Genomic DNA, 26,903 nt, shown 5'->3' on the forward strand with positions numbered 1-26,903 from the left:
CGGGATCTATTTGAAAAACTTTCCTTCTCAAAACGATTACCCAAAAATCAATATAGGGCGACCCTTAAAATGCTATATAACTCAAAAAAATGAGAGGGTGCCTCATTTACTTATGAGACACCCTCTTTCAATTTCATTATCCTTCGCAACTCTTACAAGTTACCAGGTTCGTTACCAACTCCTTGGAAACGCTCTGGCTACGTTGATAATAGAGTGTCTTCACACCCAGTTCCCACGCCTGTATCAGTAATCTGTTCACTTCTTTTACAGGGAGGTTCGAAGGTATGTTCAGGTTCAGACTCTGTGACTGATCCACATATTGCTGACGGATAGATGCCTGCTGAATGATCTCCAGCTGGCTGATCTCCTTGAATGTCTTGAATACTTCTTTCTCTTCTGCAGTCAGTTGTTCCAGGTGCTGTACGCTACCATGGTTCATCATGATGCTTCTCCAGGTTTCTTCATTATCGATACCTCTTTCGGCCAGCAGCGCCTTTAGGTATTTGTTTTTACGCATGAAGTTACCTTTAGACAGACCCGCCTTGAAGTAGTTGCTGCTGAATGGCTCAATACCGGGAGATGTCTGACCCAGGATCGCACTGGAAGAGGTGGTTGGCGCAATTGCCAGCAGGGTAGTATTTCTCTTACCATAACCTTTCAGCAATTCCGGCTCACCATAGATCCATGCCAGTTCTTTACTTGCTTTTTCCGCTTTGGTCTGGATATCCTTAAAGATAGAAGATGTCAGTTGTTTTGCACGCAGCCCTTCAAATGGAATCATGTTCTTCTGAAGATAAGAGTGCCAGCCTAATACGCCAAGACCCAATGCGCGGTGTCTCTTTGCAAAACGGTTGGCAGGCTCCAGGAAGTGATTGCCCTCTGTCTTAACGATGAATTCCTGCAGTACGGCATCAAGGAAGAATACCGCCAGTTTCACAGCATTGGTATCTTTCCACTCATCGTACAGCTCCAGGTTCATAGAAGACAGGCAACAGATAAAGGATTCCTCTTCTGTAGAGGGCAGCATGATTTCGGAACACAGGTTGCTCGCGTGGATGGTCAGGTTCTGATCCTTGTATACCTGTGGCTTATGTCTGTTGACATTGTCTGTGAAGAAAATATATGGCAGCCCTTTCTGCTGACGGCTTTCCAGCACTTTCGCCCAGATCTGCCTTTTCTCCATATCGCCGTCAATCATATCCTTCATCCAGTAGTCAGGCACACAAACGCCGTAGAACAGGTTCTGGATCGGATGGCCGATATCTTTGATAGAAAGGAATTCTTCGATGTCACCATGATCGATATCCATGTAAGCTGCAAATGCACCCCGTCTTACACCACCCTGGCTGATGGTATCCATTGCGGTGTCGAACAGGCGCATAAAGCTGACCGCTCCACTGGATTTACCGTTGTCAGTAACCGCACTTCCACGCTCACGCAGAGAACCGAAGTAAGCCGAAGTACCGCCACCCAGTTTGGTTTGCATGATCACTTCACCCAGTTTGTGAGTGATGCCTTCAATATTATCAGGAATGTGTACATTGAAACAGGAAATCGGTAACCCTCTTTCCGTTCCCATATTCGCCCAGATCGGAGAACTTAAGCTCATCCAACCTCTTTCAATCATTTCTTTGAATACATCTTTCAGCTCTGGCTTGTACAGGCGCTGTGCAGCAGCTGAACAAATTCTTTCAATCGCACCTTCTACAGTTTCACCTTTCAGCAAGTACCCTCTGTTAAGGATTTGCTCACTCTCTTCATTTTTCCACCACAGGCGGTTGCTATCCTGTTCGCTGGTGACAGCAGTTTCGGGGGAGGCTGTTTCAAATAAAGTCATCATTGTCTATTATATCATCAAAAAGTTAAAACAAAATCAAGGTACGCGGCAAATCGGTCATTCCTTCTCATCGATCCTTACACGAGCCCTTTCCAGTTGAAGTCCCTGAGGTTTTCTAAAGTAGTCACAAGCGACTTCCTTAGAACAGGTCGTGCGCAGAAATACTCTTATCAAATTTAGTATACTCTACCGGACGTTTTGCAAAAAAGTCATCCAGGCTGTTTGAATAGATTTCTTCTTCGAACCACAACATTTTACCACTCTCTTCAGCCGGCACGTTGAAAATCGGGTCTATACCAATCTGCTGCAGACTGTCATCCGCTCTCTTCTTCATAAAGTTAATCAGATCCGCTTTCCTGATCACCTCAATTTCACCTTCATTGAAGATCCAGTCCAGCATACGGCTTTCAGTTTCAATGGACAGTTTTACTATGTCAACCACCTGCTTTACAGCTGCTGGTGTGAAAATGTCGGGATACTCTTCTTTTACTTTGCTGATCAGATAGATACCCGCATTTGCGTGAATCTGCTCATCTACAGAAGTCCAGGCAATAATGTTGCTCACATTCTTCATCAGGCCTTTGAAACGTGTAAATGACAGCACGATTGCAAACTGGGAGAACAGGCTCACGTTCTCGATCAACAGGCTGAACAGGATGAGAGAAATAGTATATTCCTTCTTATCGTTGGATTTAGCATTTTCCAGTGCGGCAGACAGGTAGCTGATACGCTCCTGGATAATAGGCACTTTCATCAGTTCGGTGAACTCATCATTGTAGCCTAATACCTCCAGCAGGCGTGAATAAGCCTCCGAGTGACGGAATTCACATTCTGCAAAGGTAGAACCCAGACCATTCATCTCCGGTTTTGGAAAATGCTGGTACAGGTTACCCCAGAATGACTTAACGGCTACTTCTACCTGGGCAATAGACAGCAGACTATTCTTTATAGCACTTTGTTCTGGTATAGATAGGTGGGCATGGAAATCCTGAATATCAGCCGTAAAATCCACTTCTGAATGCACCCAAAAAGATTTGTTGATCGCATCAGTATACTGGAGCACTTCCGGATACTCAAATGGTTTGTACTGAACCCTCTTGTCAAATAATCCCATGTCTGATTTTCTTATTTTTTAAACAATGTCCGAACAGATGGAAATAAAACCACATCTATCATGTCCGGGGAGCAAATGTCCCGATAAAATTAAAAGGAGATAAAAAAAGTAATCAACATGGTGGGGATAATCAAGTTTTGGAATGATCGTTCTCCCTATCACGGCTGATTTGGGAGAATTTTGGTGCCAGGAGCCATCCCACACCGTAATATTAAACAATTTTCTATATATTCAGTCCACATAATGAAAGAATACCATACATAACCAATTCGTTTCGTTTGTCGCAAGCCAGCTGATCAGGTGTGGTATCGGCTATTTATTATGTGCGATAAACAAGGGCCATTGCTGTTCTCTCACCAGTACATCTGCCATACTGGGTCTAAACAGCATAGACAGGGCATTTCGCTGGTAAGCGCCTAAAATCACCAGGCTTTCTGGTGCATGTTCCCGCAAGTAACCGGGTATCTCCACTTCCGGCTGCCCCCTCAAAGAAACAAAATGAGCCTGCGGTGCATGCATCGCTGTCAGCTCCTTCACCATGCCTTCATGAGGTAACTGCTGCTCATGGTATGCGGCCTGCACCGTTATAACATTGAACGACAGGGCATTAAAAACAGGCAGAATATAAGAGAACATTTTAAATGCAAAGATAGACACCGGAGAACCATCGTACAACCAGCAGATCTTTCGTATATTATTAAAATGTCTGGGTAACAACAAAACCGGGCACTTCGCATTCGCCAGGATATCCCTGACAAAAGGCGTTGGCACTTCTTCCGTGAAAGGATTCATTGTTTCACTCGCATCCAGCAACAACATATCGGCATACCTGCTCTCCCTGAGAATACTTTGGGTAACCGCATCACTCCCTCTTTTTACATTGTAACTTATACCCGCATCCTGGCAGGCAGATTCAAACAGCGAACACCCATCCCTGTTGCTCCGTCCTCCCCCGCCGGCATAAGCTAATTCCATCCTTTCTGCAAACACGCCGGTAATGGTCGCATTATGCTGTAAACCCATTCTGATTGCATATTGCAGGGTACTATCGGAAAATTTGGACCCGTCGAAGACAGCCACTATCTTTTTCATAACCTTGGAATTTAAAATAACGCTTTACTTATGCGCAATGAATACAGGATACCTGTATGCTGATATATAACTGGTGCAAAAACTTCTCTTAAATAAATTGGACAGACCGGACCGGCCAAAGGCGCCCGTTACAAGCATGGGCTTCGAAATCTCTGTAAGAAATGTACTCATCTCCTGCTGCTCCAGTTGCAGGAAAGTGAGATCATGGAAATGACGGCCTGCCAACTCTTTCAAATAATCTTCATCCGGCATTTCCTCCTGATGCTTCAATGTAGCATACACCAGGGTAGTACTGCAATCGCAGAGATCACTGAAGAGGTAGGAGAACATTTTGATGGCAAACACCGATGAGCGGGTGCCATCATACGCCAGTATAACGTTCTCCGGATAGTCAAATCTTTCCGGCGCCACGATGACCGGACATTCCGTATCATGCAGGATATCGCGCAGGTATTCGCTGGGAACTTCCAGTCGCAGGTTCTCGTAGAACTTCTGACTACCAATTATCATAAGATCTGCAAACCTGCTTTCTTTCTGTAATTTCGAGATAGCATACGGAGAATGATCTTTGTGTACACGGAATTCAATATTATTCCTGACACACTCCTCTTCGAACCGCTGGATATTTTCATCTACCTTTTCTTCGTCTATTTCGATCTGTAATGGAACATACAATCCTCCGCCTCCGAATATATAGCCTAACCCTGAAAAATCAACTTCAGGCAGGAAGGCGCCTACCAACAGGATCTTTTCACTTTCATTCAACCTTTTAGCCAATCCAAATGCTCCGTTAGAATAATGTGTGCCATCAAAGGCGACAATTACTTTTCTCATGGCTTTTGAATTAAGAGATGAACAATAGGGGAACTACTTCAATTTCATTAAAAGAGAAGGCAAAATGAATGACCACCATCAATCTAGTAAATGACTTTGCTTAGCTTGTCTGCATCCAGGATAAAGATGACGCCCTTTTTGATATCAATCAGCTGCTCATCCCTGAAGTCAGACAAAGTACGGGCAAAGGATTCTTTCGCCACGCCAGCCAGTGCTGCCAGATTACTTCTGCTGATGCGGATGCCTTCATTGTTGTACTTCCGGTTAACCGCCAGTAAGGTATCTGCCGTCTTTTTCCTGAGTGAATCATACGCTACCTTTAATAGCTGTCCTTCCTTGTCATCTACATTCTGCGCAAGTATCCTGATGAGCTGATGCTGGGCGTAATTGTTCTCCGTGACCATGCGATCAAAGTCCGCGTTAGGTATTACCGCCAGTTCTACATCATCTACAGCTTCCGCACTTTCATGATAACAGGTTTTGTTGATGAGGGCCACATGCCCAAGAAATCCTTCATTATATAATGCCGTGATCAGTTCCCGGCCGTCTTCGCATACCTTGAAAGTTTTAACCTTTCCTTTCAGGATAAAGAACAGGCAGGAAGGATGATTGCCCTCCTGGTAAATGAGTTGTTTATTTTTATAATAACGGATATTCCTGTTTTTGATCAGGTCTGCCAATGGGTCGTCCAATAGCAATTGTACCTTTTTCACAGCCGATTTTTTCAGCCTGCATTCTATCGAGTTTAACAATTCCGAAGATTCAAAAGGCTTGGTGATATAGTCATCTGCGCCAAGGTCCATACCTCTGCGGACCTCCGCACGATCAGAGCGGGAAGTCAGAAAGATAAATGGAATACTACTGGTTTCCTTATTATTGTTTAGCACCTGGAGGACGACAAACCCATCCAATATAGGTAATGTCAGGTCACAAATAATAAGGTCAGGATGTTTTTCTTCTGCAAGCAAGATTCCCTCTTTTCCGTCAATTGCCTCTAATACCGTATAATTTGCCAGCCCAAGTATTTCAACAATTTCCTCCCGTACAGCAGTGTTATCTTCGATAACAAGAATAGTAGACATACAGCTGTGGATTTTTTTGAGTTCACTCAAAACTACACACAATCGCCCACGTATTAGTTGATGGCTGTCAACCAACAAGGAAACAACTATCTATGATAAATATCAGTTCAGACGATTAATATGACAGAAAATAGGGATTGGTGAGATCGGCTTTGTTATAGGTAAGCTCTTCTTTATTACCTGCATGGTAAATGCCCCGGTTAGATGCATTCAGCAACGCATGTGCAGCAGCAGTATCCCACTCCATAGTTGGGAAGAGTCTTGGGTACAGATCTGCTTTCCCTTCGAGCAGCAGCATGAACTTCAGGGAACTTCCCATGGAGGTCAGGGTAACGTTGGAGAACCGGGCAATAAAATCTTTGGTTTCGTCAGATAAATGTGAGCGGGAGGCGATGATGGTAATGGATGGTCTGAGTAACAGGTCAGATAACGACTGTTTTCTTGCTAATGCAGGTATAGAGATATTATTTTTATACACCCCCGTTTCCAGACTGCCATAATACAGGTCGCCCAACACAGGCGCATATACCACACCGGCTACAGGTTTATTCAAGTGTATTAAAGCAATATTAACAGTGAACTCCCCATTTTTACTGATGAATTCCTTTGTACCATCCAGGGGATCCACCAGCCAGAAATATTCCCATTGCGTGCGGGTTGAAAAGTCCTGGTGCTTACCTTCTTCTGATAAAACAGGGATGTTGGTCCGGGCTAAGTACCCGCTGATGATAGCATGGGCAGCTTTGTCAGCAGCGGTCACGGGAGATGCGTCTGCTTTCTTCCGGGTATCAAAAGCGTTTGATCCGTAAATATCCAATATGGCCTTCCCCGCAGCATAAGCTGCCTCGGTAGCGATAGCTAATAATTGCTTCATACACCACAAAGATAGAAAAGAGTGGGTAGAGAAATCCACCCACTGATTACCTTTGGAACAAAATGCTGTATGAACTTCAATCGAAGCATTTAGCGATTAAAAGTAGCACACATATGGTTCCTGAAACAATAATGACCATCACGTCTTCACGGGTAATCAGTCAATCACTGCTGCTATTCAAATCATGCTATTCAAGAACGTCAAGGCACTGCATGGTTTTGTAACCTGCAGCCACCTTTCTGCCTTTCAATGTTTTCGTTAATAAGAAATTGACCGTGCTTCCAATTATTGTCAGACATGCAATAAATGAGATTGCTTTGATGTACTTTTTCATGATGTACGGGTTTACAATATGAAATTACCACCGGGATAGAAGGCGGCAAATGATGGCCCTCAAGAGAAAGATTGATTCGGATCAGGCGAATTATCTAATTGGCTTTCAAATTGTTACAAAGAAATAAAATTATTTGCAACACGGTTTAATATTCATTCTTATATTTGCAACACAGATGCAATAGGTATAATTATAAAACTGATGTGAATGCTTATGAATAAAGGATGGGATGTTATTGGCATTGGCGCATCAATCGCTTGCGCTATTCATTGTATATTACTTCCACTGATCTTCACCACCCTGACTTTGTGTGGTGTGGAATTTATCGAGAATCCATTCCTGGAAGTGTTGACGATCGCAATATCCATGTGTGCCGGCAGCTGGGCGTTGATCAGGGGATATAGGAAACATGCTCACCGGCTGTCGTTGATCATGTACTTTGTAACCGGCCTTTTATTAATGATCGCGGGCAATTTTGCGCATGCCATATACCTGGAGATGTTATGTAAGTTGGTCGGTGCGGGTTTAGTTATTACCGCCCATGTAAAGAATATGCACGTTTGTAAGCATTAATGCGCATTGCTGTCCGGGGGAAGCAAATCATTCGCTGTGGCCCGTTTCGCCTTCATGAGGAGGCATACCAGCCTAACGATCAATATAACCATTGTAGTTAGCATTTGCATTTCTGAAAATCACGCCTTACCTTTGCGGCCTATTACTCCTAATAAGTCCAACATGAAATTTGCATTCAGAACAGCCGTCTTAAGACACCAGATGTAACTACCCGGTTACTATTGTTCTGATCTATTCATATCTACACTCTCATTTATTCTTTTTATCTAATTCCTGCGAGGGATACCTATCTCCTTTTTCATGAAATTGAAAGAAATCTCTGCATTCTTATGCATTTACATTATCTGGGGTACAACATTCTTAGGCATTTCATATGCGCTCAAAGGGTTTCCGCCATTTATTCTGTTAGGACTCCGGTTTACGACAGCAGGTGTATTGCTATTATCATGGCTGTTTTACAAGGGTGAGAGGCCCGTACAACTGGATACCTGGAAGCAAAATAGCATCTCCGGGGTATTGATCCTGACCATGGGAATTGGAAGCCTCACCTATGCAGAACAATACATTACTTCTACCGAGGCCGCGATCGTTGCAGCGCTGGAACCGTTCTGGTTTATGCTGATCGATAAAAAAAGCTGGAAGTACTATTTTGCGAACAAACTTTCCGTATTAGGCATTATCATTGGTTTCGTGGGACTGCTCATTTTCTTCAGGGATAGCCTGGCGGTACAGGCAGGTATGGATCACGGCCGGACAATGGGTTTCATGGTCATGGTATTTGGCACGATTGTATGGGTGCTGGGTGCTTTCCATTCCAAAAAACCAACCCGGGCATCGTTGCTCATGAATGTATCTCAACAGCTATTTATCGGAGGGGTGATCAGCCTGGCAATAGCCACCATGAAAGGTGAATGGCAGATCATTAACTGGGCAACTATACCCATGGCATCGTGGAGTGCCCTGTTATACCTCATCTTTTTCGGGTCGATCCTGGCACACCTGTCATTTATATGGCTGTTATCAATCAAACCTCCGGCGATGGTGAGCACACATACGTTTATCAACCCGATTGTAGCTGTGCTGGCAGGTACCCTGATAGCCGGGGAGGCATTGACAGGCGGGCAGGCGATTGGCATAACCGTGATTGTTATAGGGGTGGCTATGAATAACCTGATGCAGTTCAAACTGAGCGACTAACTTTTGTAGTCTAAACAGATAAAGAGGCATTGATGTAGCGCAAACTGGCTGACTGCACCTTTTGCAGCGCAAACTGGTTAACTGTTGTTTTACGTGTCAAACTGATCGAATAATCTTTTGCAGCGCAAACTGGCTGACTACCCTTTGCAGCACAAACTGTTTAACTACCGTTTTGCGTGTCAAACTGATCGACTGCTCTTTTGCAGCATAAACCGGCTAGCTCGCCCTTCGCAGCGCAAACGGCCTGACGGACCTTTCCCTGCACAAACCCACTAAATAATTCCAGATGATTCGATTTTCCCCTGGGCATATGATATGCCCAGGGAAAAAGAATTACAATTTCTCAATAATCCCCAGGGACTGCTGAATCAAAGTCTCCACTGCAGCACCTCCATCTTTAGAGAATTCCTTCTTTACTCTATTCGCCACAATCGCGCTGATAGACAGGCAGTCATGCCCTAAAATCCTTCCCATTCCATAAATACCAGAGGTTTCCATTTCGAAGTTTGAGATGAAATGGTCGCCTTCTTTGAAAGCGGTCAGCTGGTCCAGCAGGTCGGGATGTGAGAGTTTACCTCTCAGCGCACGCCCCTGTGGTGCATAAAAACCCGGGCAGGTGATCGTAATACCAGCATGATAACCTGCTGTGAATTTTGAAGCAAGGGCCTCAGAAGCGCTAAAAAGGGTTGGATGGGCGCTGCCATGCTGAATAGCCACCTGTTTGCCAAAAGCCGCTAAAAGGGCCTTTTCTGCCGCTGTATTCTCAAATTGGTACCACGGGAGGAGGTTATCCAGACCGAGGCCATGAGAAGACACCACAAAGCTATCTACCGGCACACTTGCCTGCAGGGAACCGGAAGTACCCAGGCGGATCACCTTAAGTGCAGTCAGCTCATTTTTTACAGTCCGGGAAGTAAAATCAATATTTACCAGGGCATCAAGTTCATTCAGCACAATATCGATATTATCCGTACCAATGCCGGTAGATACCACCGAGATTCTTTTCTTCCCGATATAGCCGGTATGAGTGACAAACTCCCGGTGCTGACGGGTGACTTCAATTGTATCAAAGTGTTTGCTCACAACCCCTACCCTGTCCGGGTCGCCAACAGTAATGATAGTATCGGCCAATTCCTCTGGTCTCACATCCAGATGATACACGGCGCCACGACTATTGAGGATCAATTCTGATTCGGCAATTCGATTATTTTCCATGAAAAAAATATATTTAGTTTGAAAAATATTTGGCAAATATCAGAAATTTACTACTTTTGCAATCCCATTAATTGATGGGGCAAACAAAAAAACGGTATCGTGGCCGAGCGGCTAGGCTGAGCTCTGCAAAAGCTCCTACAGCGGTTCGAATCCGCTCGATACCTCTGGAAAAAGGGATCACAGTAATGTGGTCCCTTTTTATTTGTATGTAACCCTTACGCTGACTATGCTTGTCTCTTTGGTCTATTTTTAAAAAGCCCATTACATCACGAATCCGAATAACTGAACCTTGCCATACAGGATACCCGGTTCTCAGATTCTCAGACATAAGATTTCTAATATTAATTTAATAATACAGCAAATCTCTAAAAGGGATCGATATTTTATGAAAAAAGCCCCGGTGATATTCACCGGGGCCACAATAATTATCACAATGTAAAACACTCATACATTCTTTTTCCTCCTTAGTCTTCTTCCTATGTCTGATATCCACTCTTTTTTAAATCCCAATAAAATCATTAGTCCACCTACACAGTAATTAGCAATTAGCGGAACATGCATTACTGAATTATATCTTCTAACATCGTAGTATTCATAATTAGTTATACCCCTTAAATTTATGGCAATCGTAACTAAAATAAATATAACTCCTATTACAACTAATGTTAGATTGCCCCACTTTCTTAAAAAAAAACCTAAACGCTGAATCATAGTTATTGATCTACTGGTTGCTGGTTTTTGTAATTTATACCATCAAAAATTTGCTTACCTGCCTCTTTTATAAATTCATTCTCGTGCTCATAATGCCTTGCTGTGATTTGATCTAATTGGTTATTAGAATTTTTAAGTCTATCTATTTCTTCCAATGAATATGGCAAAAACCCCGGCATTTATATAATAAATGAACTGAATGTCTACCAATAAAATATTTATGGCTTGTTAACTATATTTGTTAGTATTTTTATACTATTAGCACAGTAAAGAACTATTTAATACAATAATGTGCCAATATAAAAACCCATCAGCAAGAAATTAAGAGAGGCCATAGAAGCTAAACCCTTCTTTCAGGCTGTGTTGGCAAGACAACTAACCACCTACTATTACATTATCGGTAAGTTTGACGGTGATCAAGTGATTCTTAATACTAAGGTCGTTAAAAACTGGCTGTTCTTGAGCCAACAGTGGGTTAAAATCGTTGTCATAATTAATAATGTCAAATTCAAGGCTATTCAATAAACAGGATTTATTCAAATAAACATGGATCTAATTGCGAAATACAACTCTTTCGAAATAAAATTCTGGGACAACACCAAACTCATATTCTCCGGAGCTAGATCAACAGAAAGGTTCCGCTACATATGGGAGCTGTCTGATTCAGAGAAGAATACCATTTCAAAAATAAAACTAAAACCTTATATTATTTCTTTTTCTCTAAATGAAGAATATTTAATCTCATATGTGTTTAATAACATTACTTATAGTCTGATTTTATTTTATAAAGTCAAAAAAGCCCCACATTATAAGGTTGTATTTAACGATGATCTTTATGAAATAATAGTACACAAAGGGACTAAAATCTCATTTTTTAAAAACCACCTGCAATTCGCCTATTTAATGGAACAACCAACAAGTATTGGGTTCTCAGGAAAATTAAATATCGTAGCAGATGACGACATCAACATCAGTTTCTTCTGCACAATTATCTATGCGATTATATGCAAACAAGAAACTGATGATGGCAATATTAACTTTAATATTGGCAACCTGTCTCCAGAACTGAGAAAATTCGATACTCAATGGCAACCAAAGCTAAAGTTTAGTAACTGATTTAATAACCTCGTTCAAAGTATTTCATTATATAGTAACTCAGATTCTCAAAAGCCCCGAAGCTAAACTGGCAGCTTCATCTCAATAAGTAATCTGAGCAATTTAAACCTGCATGCATTCAAAGTAATTTATAGCCAACACAATCAAGTATATCCATATATGATTGGAAGTATTCTCGCAGATAGATATCTTTATTGGCTTTGATATCTCTAAGAAAAAAGTCTTTCTTTGAACTTTTCTCAGGCGACATGTATTTGAAATACATCATTGATACTTTTACGGAAACGACTGCCCGAAAATACGTGATAGATCGTTGATCCACCTTCCCCGAACTATATATATGTATGTTAGGGTTCTCTCTAATAAAAGCAGGAAGTGTAATATTCTTTACTATAAAGTCCTTAAAATCATCCGCGTACAAAAAAATATAGGGCAAGTATGAATTCTTCTTTAATGCTTCAACTAAACTAGTATCATTTGTACTGATAAACAATCCTTTAAAATGTGGCTGTGTATATATTACAAAACCGGTGTCCGAGAAAATCAGATATTTATCATTTACCAATTTACCGGAAATATCTTGACTGTATAGCTTACTGCAAAAAAGTAAGATTACAAATAAAAAGTATTTCCCCATTTCAAATTATTTTTTTTAGAATATTAGATGCTGCTTCAACAGGTAAATTTCCATCACTAAAGACTCCGTATTTGATCTTTTTTTTAAATAAGAAAATCTCGCTAATGAGAGCCAACCCTGACATATAAATAAATGTGTATCTATCCAACATGAATAACAATGCAATTATAAAGACGACTGGGACTAATACTAAATGTCTAAACTTTAAAATTTTGATAAAAACATAGGCTACTGCTGATAATAACAAAAAGTAGCTTATGCCTCCAGCAATCAGTAATAATATTAGCCTTGGCTCCTTGTGAGGAGCAATAAACTGATAAAAAATCCTACCCCAAATAAACACTAGTACCATGCATATTATAATTCAGATAAAATTCTTCATAAAACTATTCTTGTATTGTAAATTCCGTACCTAAATACACTTTGCGCTTAACTCCAAATTTTCTACGCTGTCCATAGATCTCACACCTTTGCTCTCGCGACTTCATAATTTATAATCCTAATTAAGGATGCCTTGTTAGTCACTGCATATTTACCAAGCTACATTGGTTTATTCCTAAAGCTTCCAATTTTTCACTATCATATTTTTCAAATTTCCTATTTACATGAACGAAAAGGCAACCGATGATTATTTTCTTAACATCACGGGTATTAATTTAAATTTGGTCGTAGTAATACTTTAAATACTTGGCCAATCAGTCACGTTTAGGTTAATCCAAAGCGTATATTTTCTGGTATAACAATTTCACAGACGCTAACCTTCTCTTTCCTTGTACAAAACCTTCCTTCTTAAAAAAACTGTGCCGATGGGTTCCATTACTACAACTATCATCATTTAAAAAACCCTTACAAGGTCTTTTAAATCCTGTAAAAATCCATAGAATGGATACTCATGGATATCTAGAAAATCTAAAATAATTATTCCTAAAATTATTCCCGAATTATTTCCGTATCCAATTACTAATTTTCAACTGTTGCCCAACATCAATTGTATTCTGATCTTTAATATTACCGTCTTGGGCTAATCTGTCTACCGGTGTTCCTGTCTTTTTTGCAATTTCTGATAAAGTTTTCCCTTTCTCTAACAAATAATTTGATACCATGCACCTTACCGGTACCATCCAAAGCAACAGATACTTCTTCAGCGGCACCTCTAATAATGGATATTGCCTCCGTATATACAACTCCACCTCCTTCTGCAGCCAATACTACTTCCTTAGCAGGGAAAAGAAGTTTTGAACTTGGAAGCGCGTCTCACCTATTTTGATGAAACGGCTTCGAGTTAAGGTAATGTAAGCTTAGTCATGTTGCGGAACCAATCTCGCCGTATGGTAAGCGACTTTCTTCAATCGTGGCTTTTCAAAATTCATTCTGTATAATACATTAACAGAATCTACCTGGGGCTCTATGACATACACTTTTGTCCAGACCTTTTGCTGATGAACTCTTTTATCCAGATAAAATGAGTCAGGACTAATTACTCGCCATGAATAGGCTACAGAATCATTCTTAGTAAAATCCCATGGCTTTTTGATTTTATAATAATAAGTAAAATACAAATCTTCATCCGGAACTTTTACTCTTTTTTCCTGTGCCTGCGCAAATGTGGTACTAAAAAAAGCGACTATTATTAGTATATACTTTTTCATTTTATTTTTTTTCATAAATAGACTATCTGGCACCTTGTGCAGCTCTGTAGGGATCTCCATCCGTTACACCTGAAAGAGAATAGACGATATTAGCTGGTGTACCTGACGTTGCTGGAGCATTCGCGCCTGTCGCCTGTTGTTGAATATTAGGATTAATATTTACACTTACATTAATATTCAGCGTACTTTTTAATTTCGTACGGACTGCATTCCAGGATGCCATTTGAGAATTGTTACTTACTGTAATTGTAATTGAAAGTAGTTTATAATTAAGTCACTGCGTAAGTATCTCAGGATATTGCCATTCGCATCATATCTAATCTTTTCCTGGAAATCAGAAAGTGCACTAGACGCGTTCGTTCAGTAATCAGTAAGACTATCCAGCCATCTGCATACTATGCAGGCTTTTGCATATAGTATAAAAAATCCAGAAAATCACCTTCTCTCATATCATTATTATTCTCCCTGTCATTAAAACCATACCTGTATTCATTAAACAAAATGCTGTAACTCACTCCATTCCGCCACACCCAGATCAGGATTAGAATGGTGTACCTATGATTGCGGAAATCCATCCCCATCGCGCTTGAAAATTCATTTCCGAACTCAATTGATTCTGTATATAATTGTTCGGTAAATTATTTACAAGTTTTGTCACTGCTAAATTTGAAGGAATTGTATAGCCATCGATGATTACTTTCCCTGGTTCGTCCAAGCTCATTCTAATATGCCTACCTTTTCCAGGCATCAGCATGACAAAAGAATAATAATCCTGAGCAGATGTATGACTGCATCATTAATGACACATGGCATTAATGAAATATCTATTTTTGAACGACCATATATTGCCAAATTTAAATCACCATATTCATTCTTTATAAGTATCGTCGATAGTAATACTTTGTAGATGTTATGGGCCATAAATAATGAGCACGACTAAAGCTCTCTATAACAGTCCTACTAGGTACGAAGTCAATTATTAAAAAAGTGAATACGAATGGCTGTCCCTGATATTCGTTTTTTGCCTGATCAACTATTTTCTCAGAATAAGAGGGATTACTTCGTTTAATTTCCTCGTATGTACTATCATAATAGGTAGTTGTAATTCGAATATTATTCCCTCCCCGAATAATTGAATATACACCGATACTCCTAAGGAAATAAATCCGCTCTAAAATTTTATTTTTAAATTTGCTGACAGAATAGCTTTGACCAAGTGTATCCAATTTTCTTTTAGTAAGATCATTATAAGCCCATAACATATTTCTATACATATGAAACTTGTATGTTTTTTTATAAACCACAACCCAGAATAGACTTGGACCATTAGCTCCATAGGGGCAATAAAATGACAAGTCATCGTCATTTATTTCCTTAAGCAGATAATTACAAAGCTCTTCCTTTGGCTTATTCCATTTTCGATATTCTATTTTTTCTCTTTTAAAAAGAATAAATATCAGAAAACCAAAGGTTAGCAATACAAAAAAAATAATTCGCCGATAACGAATTCCAGATTTCATAATATATACATTAAGCATCAATTATTCCTAAACCAAGTAGGTCTGGTAGTATTATAAGATCTCCATAAAAAATTCCCTTTAGATTGTGGCTCCAGGAATCGCTGCTGATAAAAGAATCCTGCATTTATTGCACGAATATCTGCTTCAGAATCTGGTGTATGATTTTTTATCATTTCGTGCCGGTCATTACCCCACATCACAAGATCATGACTTATGTTCATTCGCGCAGCAGCAACTCCGAAAAGAAAATTACCAGCATCTGGCAGGTTATATATATAGTTCAAATGGTAATCCTTACTTCCATTAAAATAAAAAAATCCTCCATTAGAATTTCCCATTAGTCTAAGATAACCCTAAACTAAACATCTCTATTTTAAAAATCAAACTCATCTCCTTAATTGATCATATAATTGTCTATAAATCGTATCCAAAATCTCCGGCTTTCCTACAATCATTTCATCCAATAAAAAATGACCGTTTGATGCTGGGAAAAGGTAATTGACAAGACGGTGATCATAAAACAACAATTCTCTCACCGGGAAATTTAAAGTATCTCTAACACTAAATTCTGAATTAAAAACTGAGTCTTTTACATTCGTGAAACTACTATAATCTGCAGAACTCCCATCTGAGGTTTCTCTAATGACTAGTGTGAGATTAAAATTACTATCCAGACAAAGGCTATCTATAATTTTCGAACAATTAGTTGATGCACCATTCTCTTCGACAAGAATATATTTTGCTGAATATCCCCTCGGGAACCCATTGTCACTATCCCAGGGGTTATCTTTCCTGTATTTATTCAACCTTGCAAATATTTGTCCCCTTTTAACCGAATCTACTTTTTCACCTGGAAAATAAGACGCCCCAATTAATTTACTTTTCTTGTCAAAAAACAACAAATATGGATCATATCCTGCTTCATTTTTGGAGAAATTATAAACGAGTATTAAACCTCTGTCTGTTCTAATAATTTGATCTGCTTCTTTCAAAATTTCCAGGGTTAATGGGCAACCCTGTGAAAACTTCATCCTAACTTGTTCAGGCAATTGGCTACCACAATAACAAAAAAGAACGCATAACAGGCAGTTCAAGTAATACTTCATAGATATTTAATTTCAAGGTGCATATTTGTCTTTATCTATATACCTCAACACCGTTCAATTTATATTTAAGGTTATTAGAGTTGATAATATAAACCCAATTTCTCACGCCATTTTCCCAATATTCACTTTTGTCCCTAAATTTGTTATATGGTAACGCAGGTTTATCATAATCGCCGAAAAAAAATGTGTATTCCTTAAAATCAACTCCTGTGTTTTCAAATTCTATTGAAAATTTGAAGGGATCTGTCCAGTCTGATTCATTACCTATAGCCCATATCATTATCCCATCTATAGTTAATATGCTATTTTTCAATTCCAATTTTGTTATTAAGCAGTCATCAATCCATTTTGCACCAAGCCACTCATCATTTTCTTCTCGCAAATGAACCCGTAAGAGTCCTGCTAAAACACCAGAAGTGAACCCAATTACTTCATTATAATATTTAAACTCTCCTTTCCAATCTTCTGAATCAAATATGTTTTTATGCAGCTCATCAATTAAAACCTCCTGCATTTCGGGTATTGATTTCATAAATTTAAATACTTTTTTGTAGCCTGAACTAATTGCTGTTCTGCGGCTTGTCTTTGTCAATGCGGTTTGTCACGACCTAGTCTGGCAGTATATCCAATCCTTTTTTTATACAAACTTTTAGCCCTTCCAAAAGGATTACCAAATCTTCCTTTGAATATTTTGCCCCATGGATATCATAACTATAGAAGGACGCAATTGAAAACTCTTAATAAATCGTGCTCCTTACACTTAAAACAAAGGTGTCCGGATATCCAGACACCTTATTATATAAAGATTGTAGACGTTGCACGTGACGTTATATATACTACCCCTATTTATATACTATTGTTTACCAACTGCCAAGTGTTATAGTACTCTGACATCAGTTTACAATTTTTATCCTCAGGATTATCTGCGACAATGTTTTTTAAAACTGTAAAATATTCATTTAGGGCAATTGAAACAGCTTTAATCCAAACCTTCTTCGGTATATATACACCATCAAAAAAATGCGAACCTCTTTTTTTAACCGGCCCATCATTGACAGATAAATAAGACAGTACTATATTATCACTATCAGCCTTCTTCATTGTAAACAATTCGTTCAAACCAAATTTTATATCAATTTGTACGTCCTCACCATCAATATCAAACCAGTCACTCTTTTTGCCTTTAAGCCAATAAATAGAACTGATTAAAAAAGAGGTCGCCTTTACCATATTGTAAAAATTGTGCGAAGTAAATATTGTATAAAACCCATCAATTGTAATGGAGAATCCCCCTAATGAGGCCCAAAAGTTAGTTGGTGTAAAATCGTCTTCGTCGATACTATCTATACCATTGGATATTTCGTAATAATTAGTTTCCCGTCCGGTATAGGAATAGTATAAACACAACACTTCTACTTCACTGCTGTTTTTCATTTCTTATTATTTCGCTTTTGTAAAAAATACCTGATGAACCGATTCTACAAATTGTTCGCCCACGAAGTAACCTACAGCTCCACCAACAAATCCTACCAGTAAGGCACCAGGACCAGTTTCCGATGCAGCTAACGCACTTCCCGCAGCAAATTCACCTGCTACCGTCCAACTAAACACTTTTTTAGTGACTGTGTATACTTTATCGTCGCTGTTGTAAACTTCGATTATATCTGATGCAGCACTTACTAAAAGCATAGCTCTTCCTCCCCAGTGAACAAACCTTGGATTCTGATTGCCAAATTGCACTAATGCCTTTTGAATTGCCTCACCAGATATCCCATTCAACTGTGTAGGAATATTCATTCCAATATGACTTAAAGCTTTTCCTACAGAGACATTTTCAATTTTTGCTAAAGACTCTAAAGCACTTACCATCTCCTTGCTAAACACCTTGCCAAGAGATTTATTTTTAGCCAGATTGGCAAAAATTTGTTCTCCGCTAGCTGCACCACCTGCTTTAGCTGACCTTAATGCAGCAGTTTCCATTTTTGTCAGGTTTATAATCCCCTCACCATTTACAGGGTAGAAATGCCCATCCTTTGTATTAATATTCCACGTTGTTCCATTACTTAAAGTAACATCTGACATCGTTTTTCCGGAAGCTTTTCCAAGCGCCATTGCTTCCTGGAAAAAGCCTTCGATAGCTGTTCTGTTTTGCCAGGCAGGGTTAATAATTACTGAATTCGGCATGTTAGCAGGAGCACTTTTACTCATATTTCCCCCTAAAAGATGTCTCTCGGCAAAATGCACCCAGTCTAACGTCGGAGGATCACCAAGTCCCTTATAGTCTGTAAAGTTAACCGGATTATTTCTGTGATATACAAAAGGCGACTGCCATGGATAAGCACCAGATTGAGGATCTATTGACATAAACCTGCCAATCCGAGGATCATATTCCCGAAACTCAAAACTTATGAGATTACCCTCGCCATTCACCTCATTATCATTCTCCTTCCCATTAAACCCATACCTATACCCATCACTACTATACCTCCTATCCGGCTGCATCATCCCAAATGGATAATAATCCTGCGCACTTGTCGCAACCGCCTTATTATCCCCGCCCAGATAATCTCCAACCGTAGCAATCACATTTCCCAGATGATTACTAAGCTCATACTTCTTCTTACCTGCCATTCCCCACAAAGAAACCGCATTATTACTGGTCACAACCATATCAGGCGTCCAGACACCTAACCGCTGACTACCATAAAGGTTTTGCTCCTTCCAGTAAATCTGGTTATCTCCGTTCTTATTTCCATATACAGCCAGCACATTACCCTGCGCATCCCGCACATACCAGGTTTTATCAGTTACACCACCATGAGTGTACCCTTTATAGATTCGATTGCCGGTCGCATCATAACGATAATCAAGATAAGTATTATTTTTCGTATTAGTAATGGATCTGATTTTACCATAAGCCGTCCATTCTATTTTGGAAATCCCCGCCTGGTCGTCCTTTACTAAATTACCAATATTATCATAACTATAATTACCATCATTCTGTGATCGAAGATCATCAGCATATTCTGTACTGGTAACCGCATCCTTTACCTGCAATAATCTGTTGGTTAGCAAATTGCCCGCGGCATCGCGCTGGTACCCATAACTAAGGTTGTCCATCGCTTTACCCTTATTTACTCCACTACCATTCCTCAGATAAGTGAGGATATTACCATTACCATCATATGTCACATCCTCCTGGTAAGCATCCCCCGCCGTAGCCGCACTCCAGGTCGTCGCACCTGTCGTCAATCCATGTGTACGCATCTTTCGTAACCTGTTTAACTGATCATAGCGGTAACTATATCCTACTACGTTATTAAACTGGCTGATAGCCATGGTACTACGGCTGATGTTACCATTATAAAGGTTTCTGCCCACTTCTGACGTTGCACCGTCTGCCCAGCTGAGCGGAAGCAAAGCAGCTGCAGTAGTACTGATAGGCTTATAATCGCCCTTAAAATAATCAAGTGAATACCCATATACATCAGGCGCTACTGCTGATCTGCCACCAGTACCACCATCTCCACCGATATCACTGGTTGGAGACAGGTATTGACCGTTCACCAACTTTACCCAACCTTGTATGGTATAAGCGTAATCAATCCCCTGCACCAACTGTCCATGTCCTAATTCTGTTCGTGCCAAAGGCCCATGGAGATAATAATTGTACGATGCATCTGTCTGTTCATTCTCTATATCCCATCCGTCATCCGATACTGTACTAACACCTGTCGTTGCTGACCTGATCCGGTTGTCCGCATCATACTGGTATCCATACCAGAATCTATCATTACTATTTCCCTGGTAATTATACCGCAATTTGTTTGCTTTATTAATTGCCAGGTCATACTGATAATCTACCTGTTTAATGCCCAGATCCTTGAGCTGCTGCCAAAGTGTTTTTACATTTCCCAGCTGATCATAACTGTAATAAGTCGCCTGCTGTACCTCGCCGGACGCCAGGTCTTTATACGTCGTAGCTGCTACCCTTTTACGCAGGTTCTCCTGCGTATAGGCAAATCCACTGTATGTGTCATAGTAGGTATTTACAATTTGCCCATTAGATCCAGACGCATGAAAAGCAGTCACCTCCGCCGGTTGCATAAACCGGCTCACAGGTGCAACGCCGGATGTTTTTTCTCCCACTTCTATTATACGACTTTGATCATCATACCTGGTGTAACTGTACTTTGCCTCTACGTTCTGCTGTGCATTCTGAGAAGCAGTAATTCTTCCTAACCTATCATACCAAAATTTACTTTTCCCACCATCTGGTGATGCCTGTACACTCACCTTATCCAACGACTGATACGCATACGAAGTCGCCAATCCATGTACCGGGTACACAGGAGAATACTGCGTTTCCGTATAACTACCTGCACCTGACGTAGTGCCCGCACCCAAGGTCGCCGTATTAAACCGCCCCCTGTAAATCAACGCCCCACTCAATGCCGCATAATAATCCGATGCCAGTGACATACAGGACTCGGCCGCATTCGCCGCTATTTCAGGAGCAGATAAAGTCCTGTTATAAAAACGGATCTGTTTCAGTGATGCCAGGTTCTCCGGATAATTTCCATTCTCCAACGTCCAACCGCAATCACCCGATGGCTGATTAGTAGTCGTGACCGGGCACAACTTTCCATTCACATATACCGACAGGTTATTCGCATTCAATATGGCCCCCTGGAATACCACATGCGTCCACGGCGTTAACGGCAATGCAGATTGCATATCTGCAATGGTATGTACGGAAGCGTTGATAGCCACCTCATTCGTTGTCGTTGCCAGTGTATACACATCCAGGTGCAGATACCTGCCAGATACACACGCATTGACCAGATACTTCTGGTCGCTGCTGGTTGCCAGGAACTGCCCTCCCGTTGCCGAAGCATTATACATCCACAACTCCATTGCCCGTGGCGAAGTTGCATTGAATGCATCCCTCAACGCCATCAGCGTCGAATCTTTTAAAGTATTCTTTATCGGACCGTCAAATGTGCAGCTCTCACCTTTACGATTTCGTGCCCCATCAATTTGCGGTTGTAATGATGCGTCCAGCAAATGTACCCCTTCAGGCGGCACCGTCCTTACGAGATTACCTGCCTGATCGTAATAATACAGGGTATAATGATACAACTGCTCAAATGTTGTCATTTGCAGGTTAGGCTGCGCTCCTCCGCAGTAAGCAATATAGTTCCTACGGAACTTCTTCTTCTCTTCTGCAATGTATTCATTATATAAAACAGTTCCTGTTGATACCGCATCGTCAATCATCTCCTCTGTACATCTGTAAGGATTCACCGTGACCGTACCATAAACAGGTGTATTACACAATACAGCGTTCGGATTTGTCGTCAGCTTTGTTACATAATCCTGGTAATCACTATAGGAAAGTGTGAAACCCCACAACTGATTCAGGTAACTGGCATATACATGCTCATAATTCGGATGCTGCGCATCCAGCCAGCTGCCAATTTCACTGTTCATCTGGGCAAGGCCTGACTGAAAAGTAGCAGAGGTAATTGACCCTGTTGCTGTTCCATCCAGGAAAACAGGTAAAGTCAGAGAGTTCGCCAACAGATAACGGCAATTATCACAACCGTTCTGTAAACTGGTCAACTCCGCTTCTGTCAGGTTCATCGCCGAACCATAAGTATTCACAAGGTACTGGTAGAAACTACTACCGCCGCCCGCACTCGTATATGCTGCCTTCAACGTCGCCAGTTTTGCACAAACGGTCGCATCCGTCTTTGAGATCAACTTACTGGACGTCTGAATGGTTACATTGTAAGGATAAGGCGCATCAAGTAACCACGGATTACAAACCATACTCAGTGTATGAGGCGTGAGCATACCAGTTAGTACCTGTTTAAAAGACGTATATCCTCCTGAAGCCGACTTGCCACCTGGTGTGGTGCTTGCACCCAGCGGATGTGTAGCATCTCCTCCTATCTTACAAAGCTCTATCAGCTTTGCCTTAATATTGGTTTTAGCGGTCTGGTAATCTGCCTGACCAGACAGACACTCATCCAGCTGTTTCATCCACATTTCTGCCTGCGCTTCACAGTTTTCGTTGATTGACTGCGTCAGTGCAGCGGCTCCCTGTGCTTTCAGGGCGATGGTATCTGTAGAAATGCCTGCTGTACTATAAGACGTACTGTTAATGCGGGACACCTTGTATTTATAAGCACTACAAGGAGAGTTGTCTACCGGAGGTGTCGTTGTCCCGGGATTGGGATTGTAACAAGCAGGAATGCCCATATCATAAGTTACATCCTTTACGCCCTCTAATACCTTCGTTATGGACTTGGTAGAACCAGTAAACACATACTGACGAAATGTTGCGTTGGGTGCCGGATTGAATCCGAATTCTACTGTACAAGTAATGGATGCTCCTGACGGGAGATCAGGTCCGGAATAATAAATCGTACAATTATAATTGGCATAACCTGTACTTGGATTGTATGTTAAACCATCTCTCACCACCTCCATTCGGAAGTTGGAGGCTGCCGCTGCAGCTCCACAACTAAATGAACTCCCGCCGCCAGTAGATCCTCCGTTGCAGGAAATACCACTTACTAATATTGAAGCTGTCCTGATTTCACTCGAAATACAAAAAGCAGCTTCGGTCTGACCCGCTGCAAATGGTACAGATGTTATCGTTGTCAGGCCATTATATTCCGCGGGGTATTTCAGGGACACTGTCACCGGAGCGGTCAGTGGAGCACCGGTATAGGTTAGTTTTAAAGATTGTAATCCACCATTACTACATGTGGCATCATTCGTCTGTACGGTAAAGGATGATAAGGGAGGGCAAGTAACCGGCGAAGTGGCATAGCCCAGGGGCTCACCAATCTGGCACACGCTACCACAGTACGCGTCCGTTCCTCTTGCCATCGCATAATATTTATCCTTCAGCTCTATATACTTAGCGCGGTAAGTCTGCCATTCCAGGTCAGGAATACGACAGCTGGCAACAGGGGCACAGGTTGTCCAGTTATCAGTACCAGGCAACGGATGATTATTCGCGTTGGTACTCCCGGAATTATCAGCACAATATAACAGGTAGTCGACATAACCGAACAGATTCTTCGTACCTACCTGCGTAATCCCCATTACGTTCTTTGAATAGTTATTTAAATCACTGACAAAATTTGTCTTATAATTTAAAAGTACGTTATTAAACGCCGGATCGTAATCCGCCAGCCAACTTGCATTTGCTGTATTATACGTTGCTCCTGGTACTACTGCGGAGAGGTCTGCTATTTTCGCGACATTGCTTAAGCGCTCTTCCCATTGAAGGTTTGCGCTATTGTCACGACAGAACTTCAACGCGCAATACTCCGGGTGCCATTTTACAAATGGCTCGGCCCACTCCGGCCGCCAGTTATGCACCAGGTCTGCCAATGTCAGCTGCTCATCATTTACACTCATCACTGTGCCATCTTCCAGTGTGAACTGGTTGGCAATATAAGTGGCATCATTCCTGTTCAGCACCGGGAAAGCCTCTCTCCAATGTAAGTACACCACATTAAGATCTTGTTCCAGTGCGTTGTCATTTGCATCAAATAAGGCATACTGTCCCCCGGGACTTACATCCTGCTTCATTGTATTCTCAAGGTCTGCACAGGGATTAGAAGTACAGTTCGTCTGCAATGACACACAATTATTATACAATGAGGTGTAAAGGTTATTTGCCCAGGTATCTATTGTACTGGTCAACTCAACGCCGTCTTTACTCAGCCTGTTCTTAACAGCTGTAACAAATGCTGTCTGCGTTCCTAAAGATGTAAGACAGGTGGTACAATCATCAAAGCAGGTGGTCATATCCTTCGCCTGTAGCTCCTGGTTGATATAAGACCACTTACTATTCAGGTTAGTATTCTTTGTAATAAAATTTGTCGTAAAATTATCCATTGCTGTTGACGATAACGCCAGCTCATAATAGATATAATACTCCCCTATTTTATCAAAGCTGGTGCTTATAGTCGCAGCAGCATTACCTGTTGCGGTACAATCACTTGTCAGGCTACCAACAGGGGTTGTCATGTCGTTTATAACACGTTTGCAATCGTCTGTGATTTTAATATGCAAATCATAATAACAATTGCTACAGATCTTCACCCCATTCTCCTCATAGGTCTGGATCAGTTTCTGTACATTATAAGTAAAGGAAACAGGTCCTGTAGAGGTAGGTGTATATGAGGATGATGCACTCAACGTTAACTTACTCTCATCGAAAGTGAAGTTTCTCGGCTCGAGTACATAAAAGGTCTCCTGTTTAGGGCTTGTTTTAGATGCCAGGGCATCCTGGTTAGCAGGGGCGTCGCCGGCAAGCGCTGTGGCAATAGTTTTGCCGGCAGCATTCAAATAGCTCACTGACAACTGACCATTCCCATCCATCGTCATGTTTTTCAGGTAATGGTTCGCATATCCCACATCATTACCGAACATGCGATCCAGTTCCCACTGTTGCGGCTTAGCATAGTAAAGCCGCGTCGCTTTGCTGACAGTATTATCAGGTCCGGGCTGGAAGAGGGCGCCTACTCCGCCCTGCACACTCACCCTATTCGTATTATCAGGTGTATAGAGGGTTACACTAAAGGGATAGCCCGCTGCATCCGGTATATAGGGCGTTTCCGGATGGGAATTATCGGACATAAATTCATTGCCGGAAGAATAGTATTGCCCTGCACCAGCTCCTGTTCCCATTGCCTGCGGGGTATTGATACAATCGGTACTGTTACCATATACATTCGCCCAGGTATAATTGCCATTATTGGCAGCATTCAAATGCTGCCCTGTATAATATTTCAATACATTACTGTTCTTTGCATAGGGTAAAATGCTGACCATCGGACGGCCGAATTCGTCATACAGTTTTTCCTGGATCAATACCTTCTGATCTGTATTACTCAACGTCACACTTTGCCTGTCTCGCATACTACCATCAAAATAGCTGACCACCTCTTTTCTCTTTCCCTCTTCTGAATAGGTAGCCGTATACTGCCAGTTTAAATTTGGCTCATGAACAATGGCATCATCCAGCGCTATCACCGCATTCACAGTATTTCCACCGTCATCCATGCTATAATCCCAGTCCATTTCTCTTCTAAAACCAAACCCATCTATATAGGCAAACCGCTCTCTTACCAGTAAAAACTTCTTATAATGTACCAGGGGTATATCATAGTATTCATGGCTGACCGTTACACGGGTCGCATTATTCTTAAACATTCTGGCCAGTTCACTGACCGGGGTCGCCGTTCCCTGCTGACTCAATATCTTACCATCGTCAGATAATTCATCTATAAACGTCCATTCCAGGTCATAAAAATCCGCCCCGTTACTTACCTGGCTATCCCATGATATAGAAGCCACACCAGCCTGCGTTCCAGTGGAAATAGCAGACCTCATCATAGCGGCATTAAATGTACCTGTTTTCCCACTCGTTGGTAATATCACCCTGGGTACTATATGCGCACTATCTACTTCGTAAGAACGCTCTACGATCACCTGACCTGTCAGTCTGAATATCCCCGGCAACTGATCTCCCAGTTCATCACTGGTGATATCGTTCACTGTCAGTTTAACCTTATAACCATTTTTAAAACGATAGGTAGCATTTGCCTGGTAACTGATCCCTTTGACGGTATCATAATCTATTTCAAGTTTCACATGATCGTCAACTACCGGATCTACCTGATCTGGCGATGACCAGTATTCTACTTTTAGATTAATTGTACACTTGAACTTTTTTTGCGGTATCGACATAGAATCCCGGTATAATCCAAATGTGACAATGTCTGTAACCGTTTTATTATGAATTCTGCTCCAGTCATAGGCACTGTTCAGGAACTTCTCATCCTTTACTATCAGCGTATCACCTTTCTTAATGGTACCCTGCTTTTGATTCTGATAGGGCTCAATACTGGCATACGTCTTTCCGGACAGCATGCCGATCAGTAGTCCTGTTATTAATAAGATCTGTTTAATATGCATAGGG

19 protein-coding genes and 1 tRNA gene are annotated in these 26,903 nt (G+C 41.2%); 4 read left to right on the top strand and 16 right to left on the bottom strand.

Going from position 1 to position 26,903, the window contains the following annotated elements; genetic code table 11:
• Positions 1 to 136: 136 nt before the first annotated feature.
• The 6 genes from ABDW33_RS26865 to cysQ all read right to left on the bottom strand — a co-directional run bounded on the left by ABDW33_RS26865 (position 137) and on the right by cysQ (position 6,833).
• Positions 137 to 1,840, bottom strand: a complete 1,704-nt coding sequence (locus ABDW33_RS26865) for a ribonucleoside-diphosphate reductase subunit alpha (RefSeq protein WP_343693195.1) — start codon at positions 1,838 to 1,840, stop codon at positions 137 to 139.
• 136 nt (positions 1,841 to 1,976) lie between these two features.
• Positions 1,977 to 2,951, bottom strand: coding sequence for a ribonucleotide-diphosphate reductase subunit beta (locus tag ABDW33_RS26870; protein WP_343693196.1), 975 nt, complete (start codon positions 2,949 to 2,951; stop codon positions 1,977 to 1,979).
• 312 nt (positions 2,952 to 3,263) lie between these two features.
• Complete coding sequence (locus ABDW33_RS26875) at positions 3,264 to 4,043, bottom strand: universal stress protein (RefSeq protein ID WP_343693197.1); 780 nt, start codon at positions 4,041 to 4,043, stop codon at positions 3,264 to 3,266.
• A 24-nt stretch (positions 4,044 to 4,067) separates the two neighbouring features.
• Positions 4,068 to 4,877: a universal stress protein gene (locus ABDW33_RS26880; protein WP_343693198.1), complete on the bottom strand. Its 810-nt coding sequence runs from the start codon at positions 4,875 to 4,877 to the stop codon at positions 4,068 to 4,070.
• A gap of 83 nt (positions 4,878 to 4,960) precedes the next feature.
• Positions 4,961 to 5,959: a response regulator gene (locus tag ABDW33_RS26885; RefSeq protein ID WP_343693199.1), complete on the bottom strand. Its 999-nt coding sequence runs from the start codon at positions 5,957 to 5,959 to the stop codon at positions 4,961 to 4,963.
• A 115-nt stretch (positions 5,960 to 6,074) separates the two neighbouring features.
• Positions 6,075 to 6,833, bottom strand: coding sequence for a 3'(2'),5'-bisphosphate nucleotidase CysQ (gene cysQ, locus ABDW33_RS26890; RefSeq protein ID WP_343693200.1), 759 nt, complete (start codon positions 6,831 to 6,833; stop codon positions 6,075 to 6,077).
• Positions 6,834 to 7,374: 541 nt separating this feature from the next.
• Here cysQ and ABDW33_RS26895 point away from each other — a divergent pair.
• Positions 7,375 to 7,740 carry a MerC domain-containing protein gene (locus ABDW33_RS26895; protein ID WP_343693201.1) on the top strand — a complete coding sequence of 122 codons (366 nt, stop codon included), beginning with the start codon at positions 7,375 to 7,377 and terminating at the stop codon, positions 7,738 to 7,740.
• Positions 7,741 to 8,040: 300 nt separating this feature from the next.
• A complete protein-coding gene (locus ABDW33_RS26900; protein WP_343693202.1) occupies positions 8,041 to 8,937 on the top strand; it encodes an EamA family transporter in 897 nt (298 codons plus the stop codon).
• A gap of 333 nt (positions 8,938 to 9,270) precedes the next feature.
• Here ABDW33_RS26900 and ABDW33_RS26905 read toward each other — a convergent pair whose 3' ends face one another.
• Complete coding sequence (locus ABDW33_RS26905) at positions 9,271 to 10,152, bottom strand: nucleoside phosphorylase (protein WP_343693203.1); 882 nt, start codon at positions 10,150 to 10,152, stop codon at positions 9,271 to 9,273.
• A 93-nt stretch (positions 10,153 to 10,245) separates the two neighbouring features.
• On the opposite strand from ABDW33_RS26905, the gene ABDW33_RS26910 reads away from it, so the two are divergent.
• Positions 10,246 to 10,316: transfer RNA gene (locus tag ABDW33_RS26910), tRNA-Cys, on the top strand.
• 280 nt (positions 10,317 to 10,596) lie between these two features.
• Here the strand turns inward: ABDW33_RS26910 and ABDW33_RS26915 are convergent.
• Positions 10,597 to 10,863 (bottom strand): hypothetical protein, encoded by a 267-nt coding sequence (locus ABDW33_RS26915; RefSeq protein WP_343693204.1) that lies wholly within the window; start codon positions 10,861 to 10,863, stop codon positions 10,597 to 10,599.
• A gap of 546 nt (positions 10,864 to 11,409) precedes the next feature.
• Between ABDW33_RS26915 and ABDW33_RS26920 the strand changes: the two genes are divergently transcribed.
• Entirely contained in the window at positions 11,410 to 11,979 is a 570-nt protein-coding gene (locus ABDW33_RS26920) for a hypothetical protein (RefSeq protein WP_343693205.1), read from the top strand.
• 1,935 nt (positions 11,980 to 13,914) lie between these two features.
• Here the strand turns inward: ABDW33_RS26920 and ABDW33_RS26925 are convergent.
• From ABDW33_RS26925 to ABDW33_RS26960, 8 genes are all read right to left on the bottom strand, one after another.
• Positions 13,915 to 14,265, bottom strand: a complete 351-nt coding sequence (locus tag ABDW33_RS26925) for a hypothetical protein (protein ID WP_343693206.1) — start codon at positions 14,263 to 14,265, stop codon at positions 13,915 to 13,917.
• A 22-nt stretch (positions 14,266 to 14,287) separates the two neighbouring features.
• A complete protein-coding gene (locus ABDW33_RS26930) occupies positions 14,288 to 14,488 on the bottom strand; it encodes a hypothetical protein (protein ID WP_343693207.1) in 201 nt (66 codons plus the stop codon).
• Between the two features lie 652 nt (positions 14,489 to 15,140).
• Positions 15,141 to 15,785: a hypothetical protein gene (locus ABDW33_RS26935; RefSeq protein ID WP_343693208.1), complete on the bottom strand. Its 645-nt coding sequence runs from the start codon at positions 15,783 to 15,785 to the stop codon at positions 15,141 to 15,143.
• A gap of 17 nt (positions 15,786 to 15,802) precedes the next feature.
• Positions 15,803 to 16,123 (bottom strand): hypothetical protein, encoded by a 321-nt coding sequence (locus ABDW33_RS26940; protein WP_343693209.1) that lies wholly within the window; start codon positions 16,121 to 16,123, stop codon positions 15,803 to 15,805.
• Positions 16,124 to 16,171: 48 nt separating this feature from the next.
• Positions 16,172 to 16,891: a hypothetical protein gene (locus ABDW33_RS26945; RefSeq protein ID WP_343693210.1), complete on the bottom strand. Its 720-nt coding sequence runs from the start codon at positions 16,889 to 16,891 to the stop codon at positions 16,172 to 16,174.
• 31 nt (positions 16,892 to 16,922) lie between these two features.
• Complete coding sequence (locus ABDW33_RS26950; RefSeq protein ID WP_343693211.1) at positions 16,923 to 17,423, bottom strand: hypothetical protein; 501 nt, start codon at positions 17,421 to 17,423, stop codon at positions 16,923 to 16,925.
• A 314-nt stretch (positions 17,424 to 17,737) separates the two neighbouring features.
• Positions 17,738 to 18,325, bottom strand: a complete 588-nt coding sequence (locus ABDW33_RS26955; protein WP_343693212.1) for a hypothetical protein — start codon at positions 18,323 to 18,325, stop codon at positions 17,738 to 17,740.
• Between the two features lie 6 nt (positions 18,326 to 18,331).
• Complete coding sequence (locus ABDW33_RS26960) at positions 18,332 to 26,899, bottom strand: RHS repeat-associated core domain-containing protein (RefSeq protein ID WP_343693213.1); 8,568 nt, start codon at positions 26,897 to 26,899, stop codon at positions 18,332 to 18,334.
• Positions 26,900 to 26,903 lie beyond the last annotated feature (4 nt).

Source organism: Chitinophaga sp., assembly GCF_039596155.1.
Lineage (GTDB): Bacteria > Bacteroidota > Bacteroidia > Chitinophagales > Chitinophagaceae > Chitinophaga.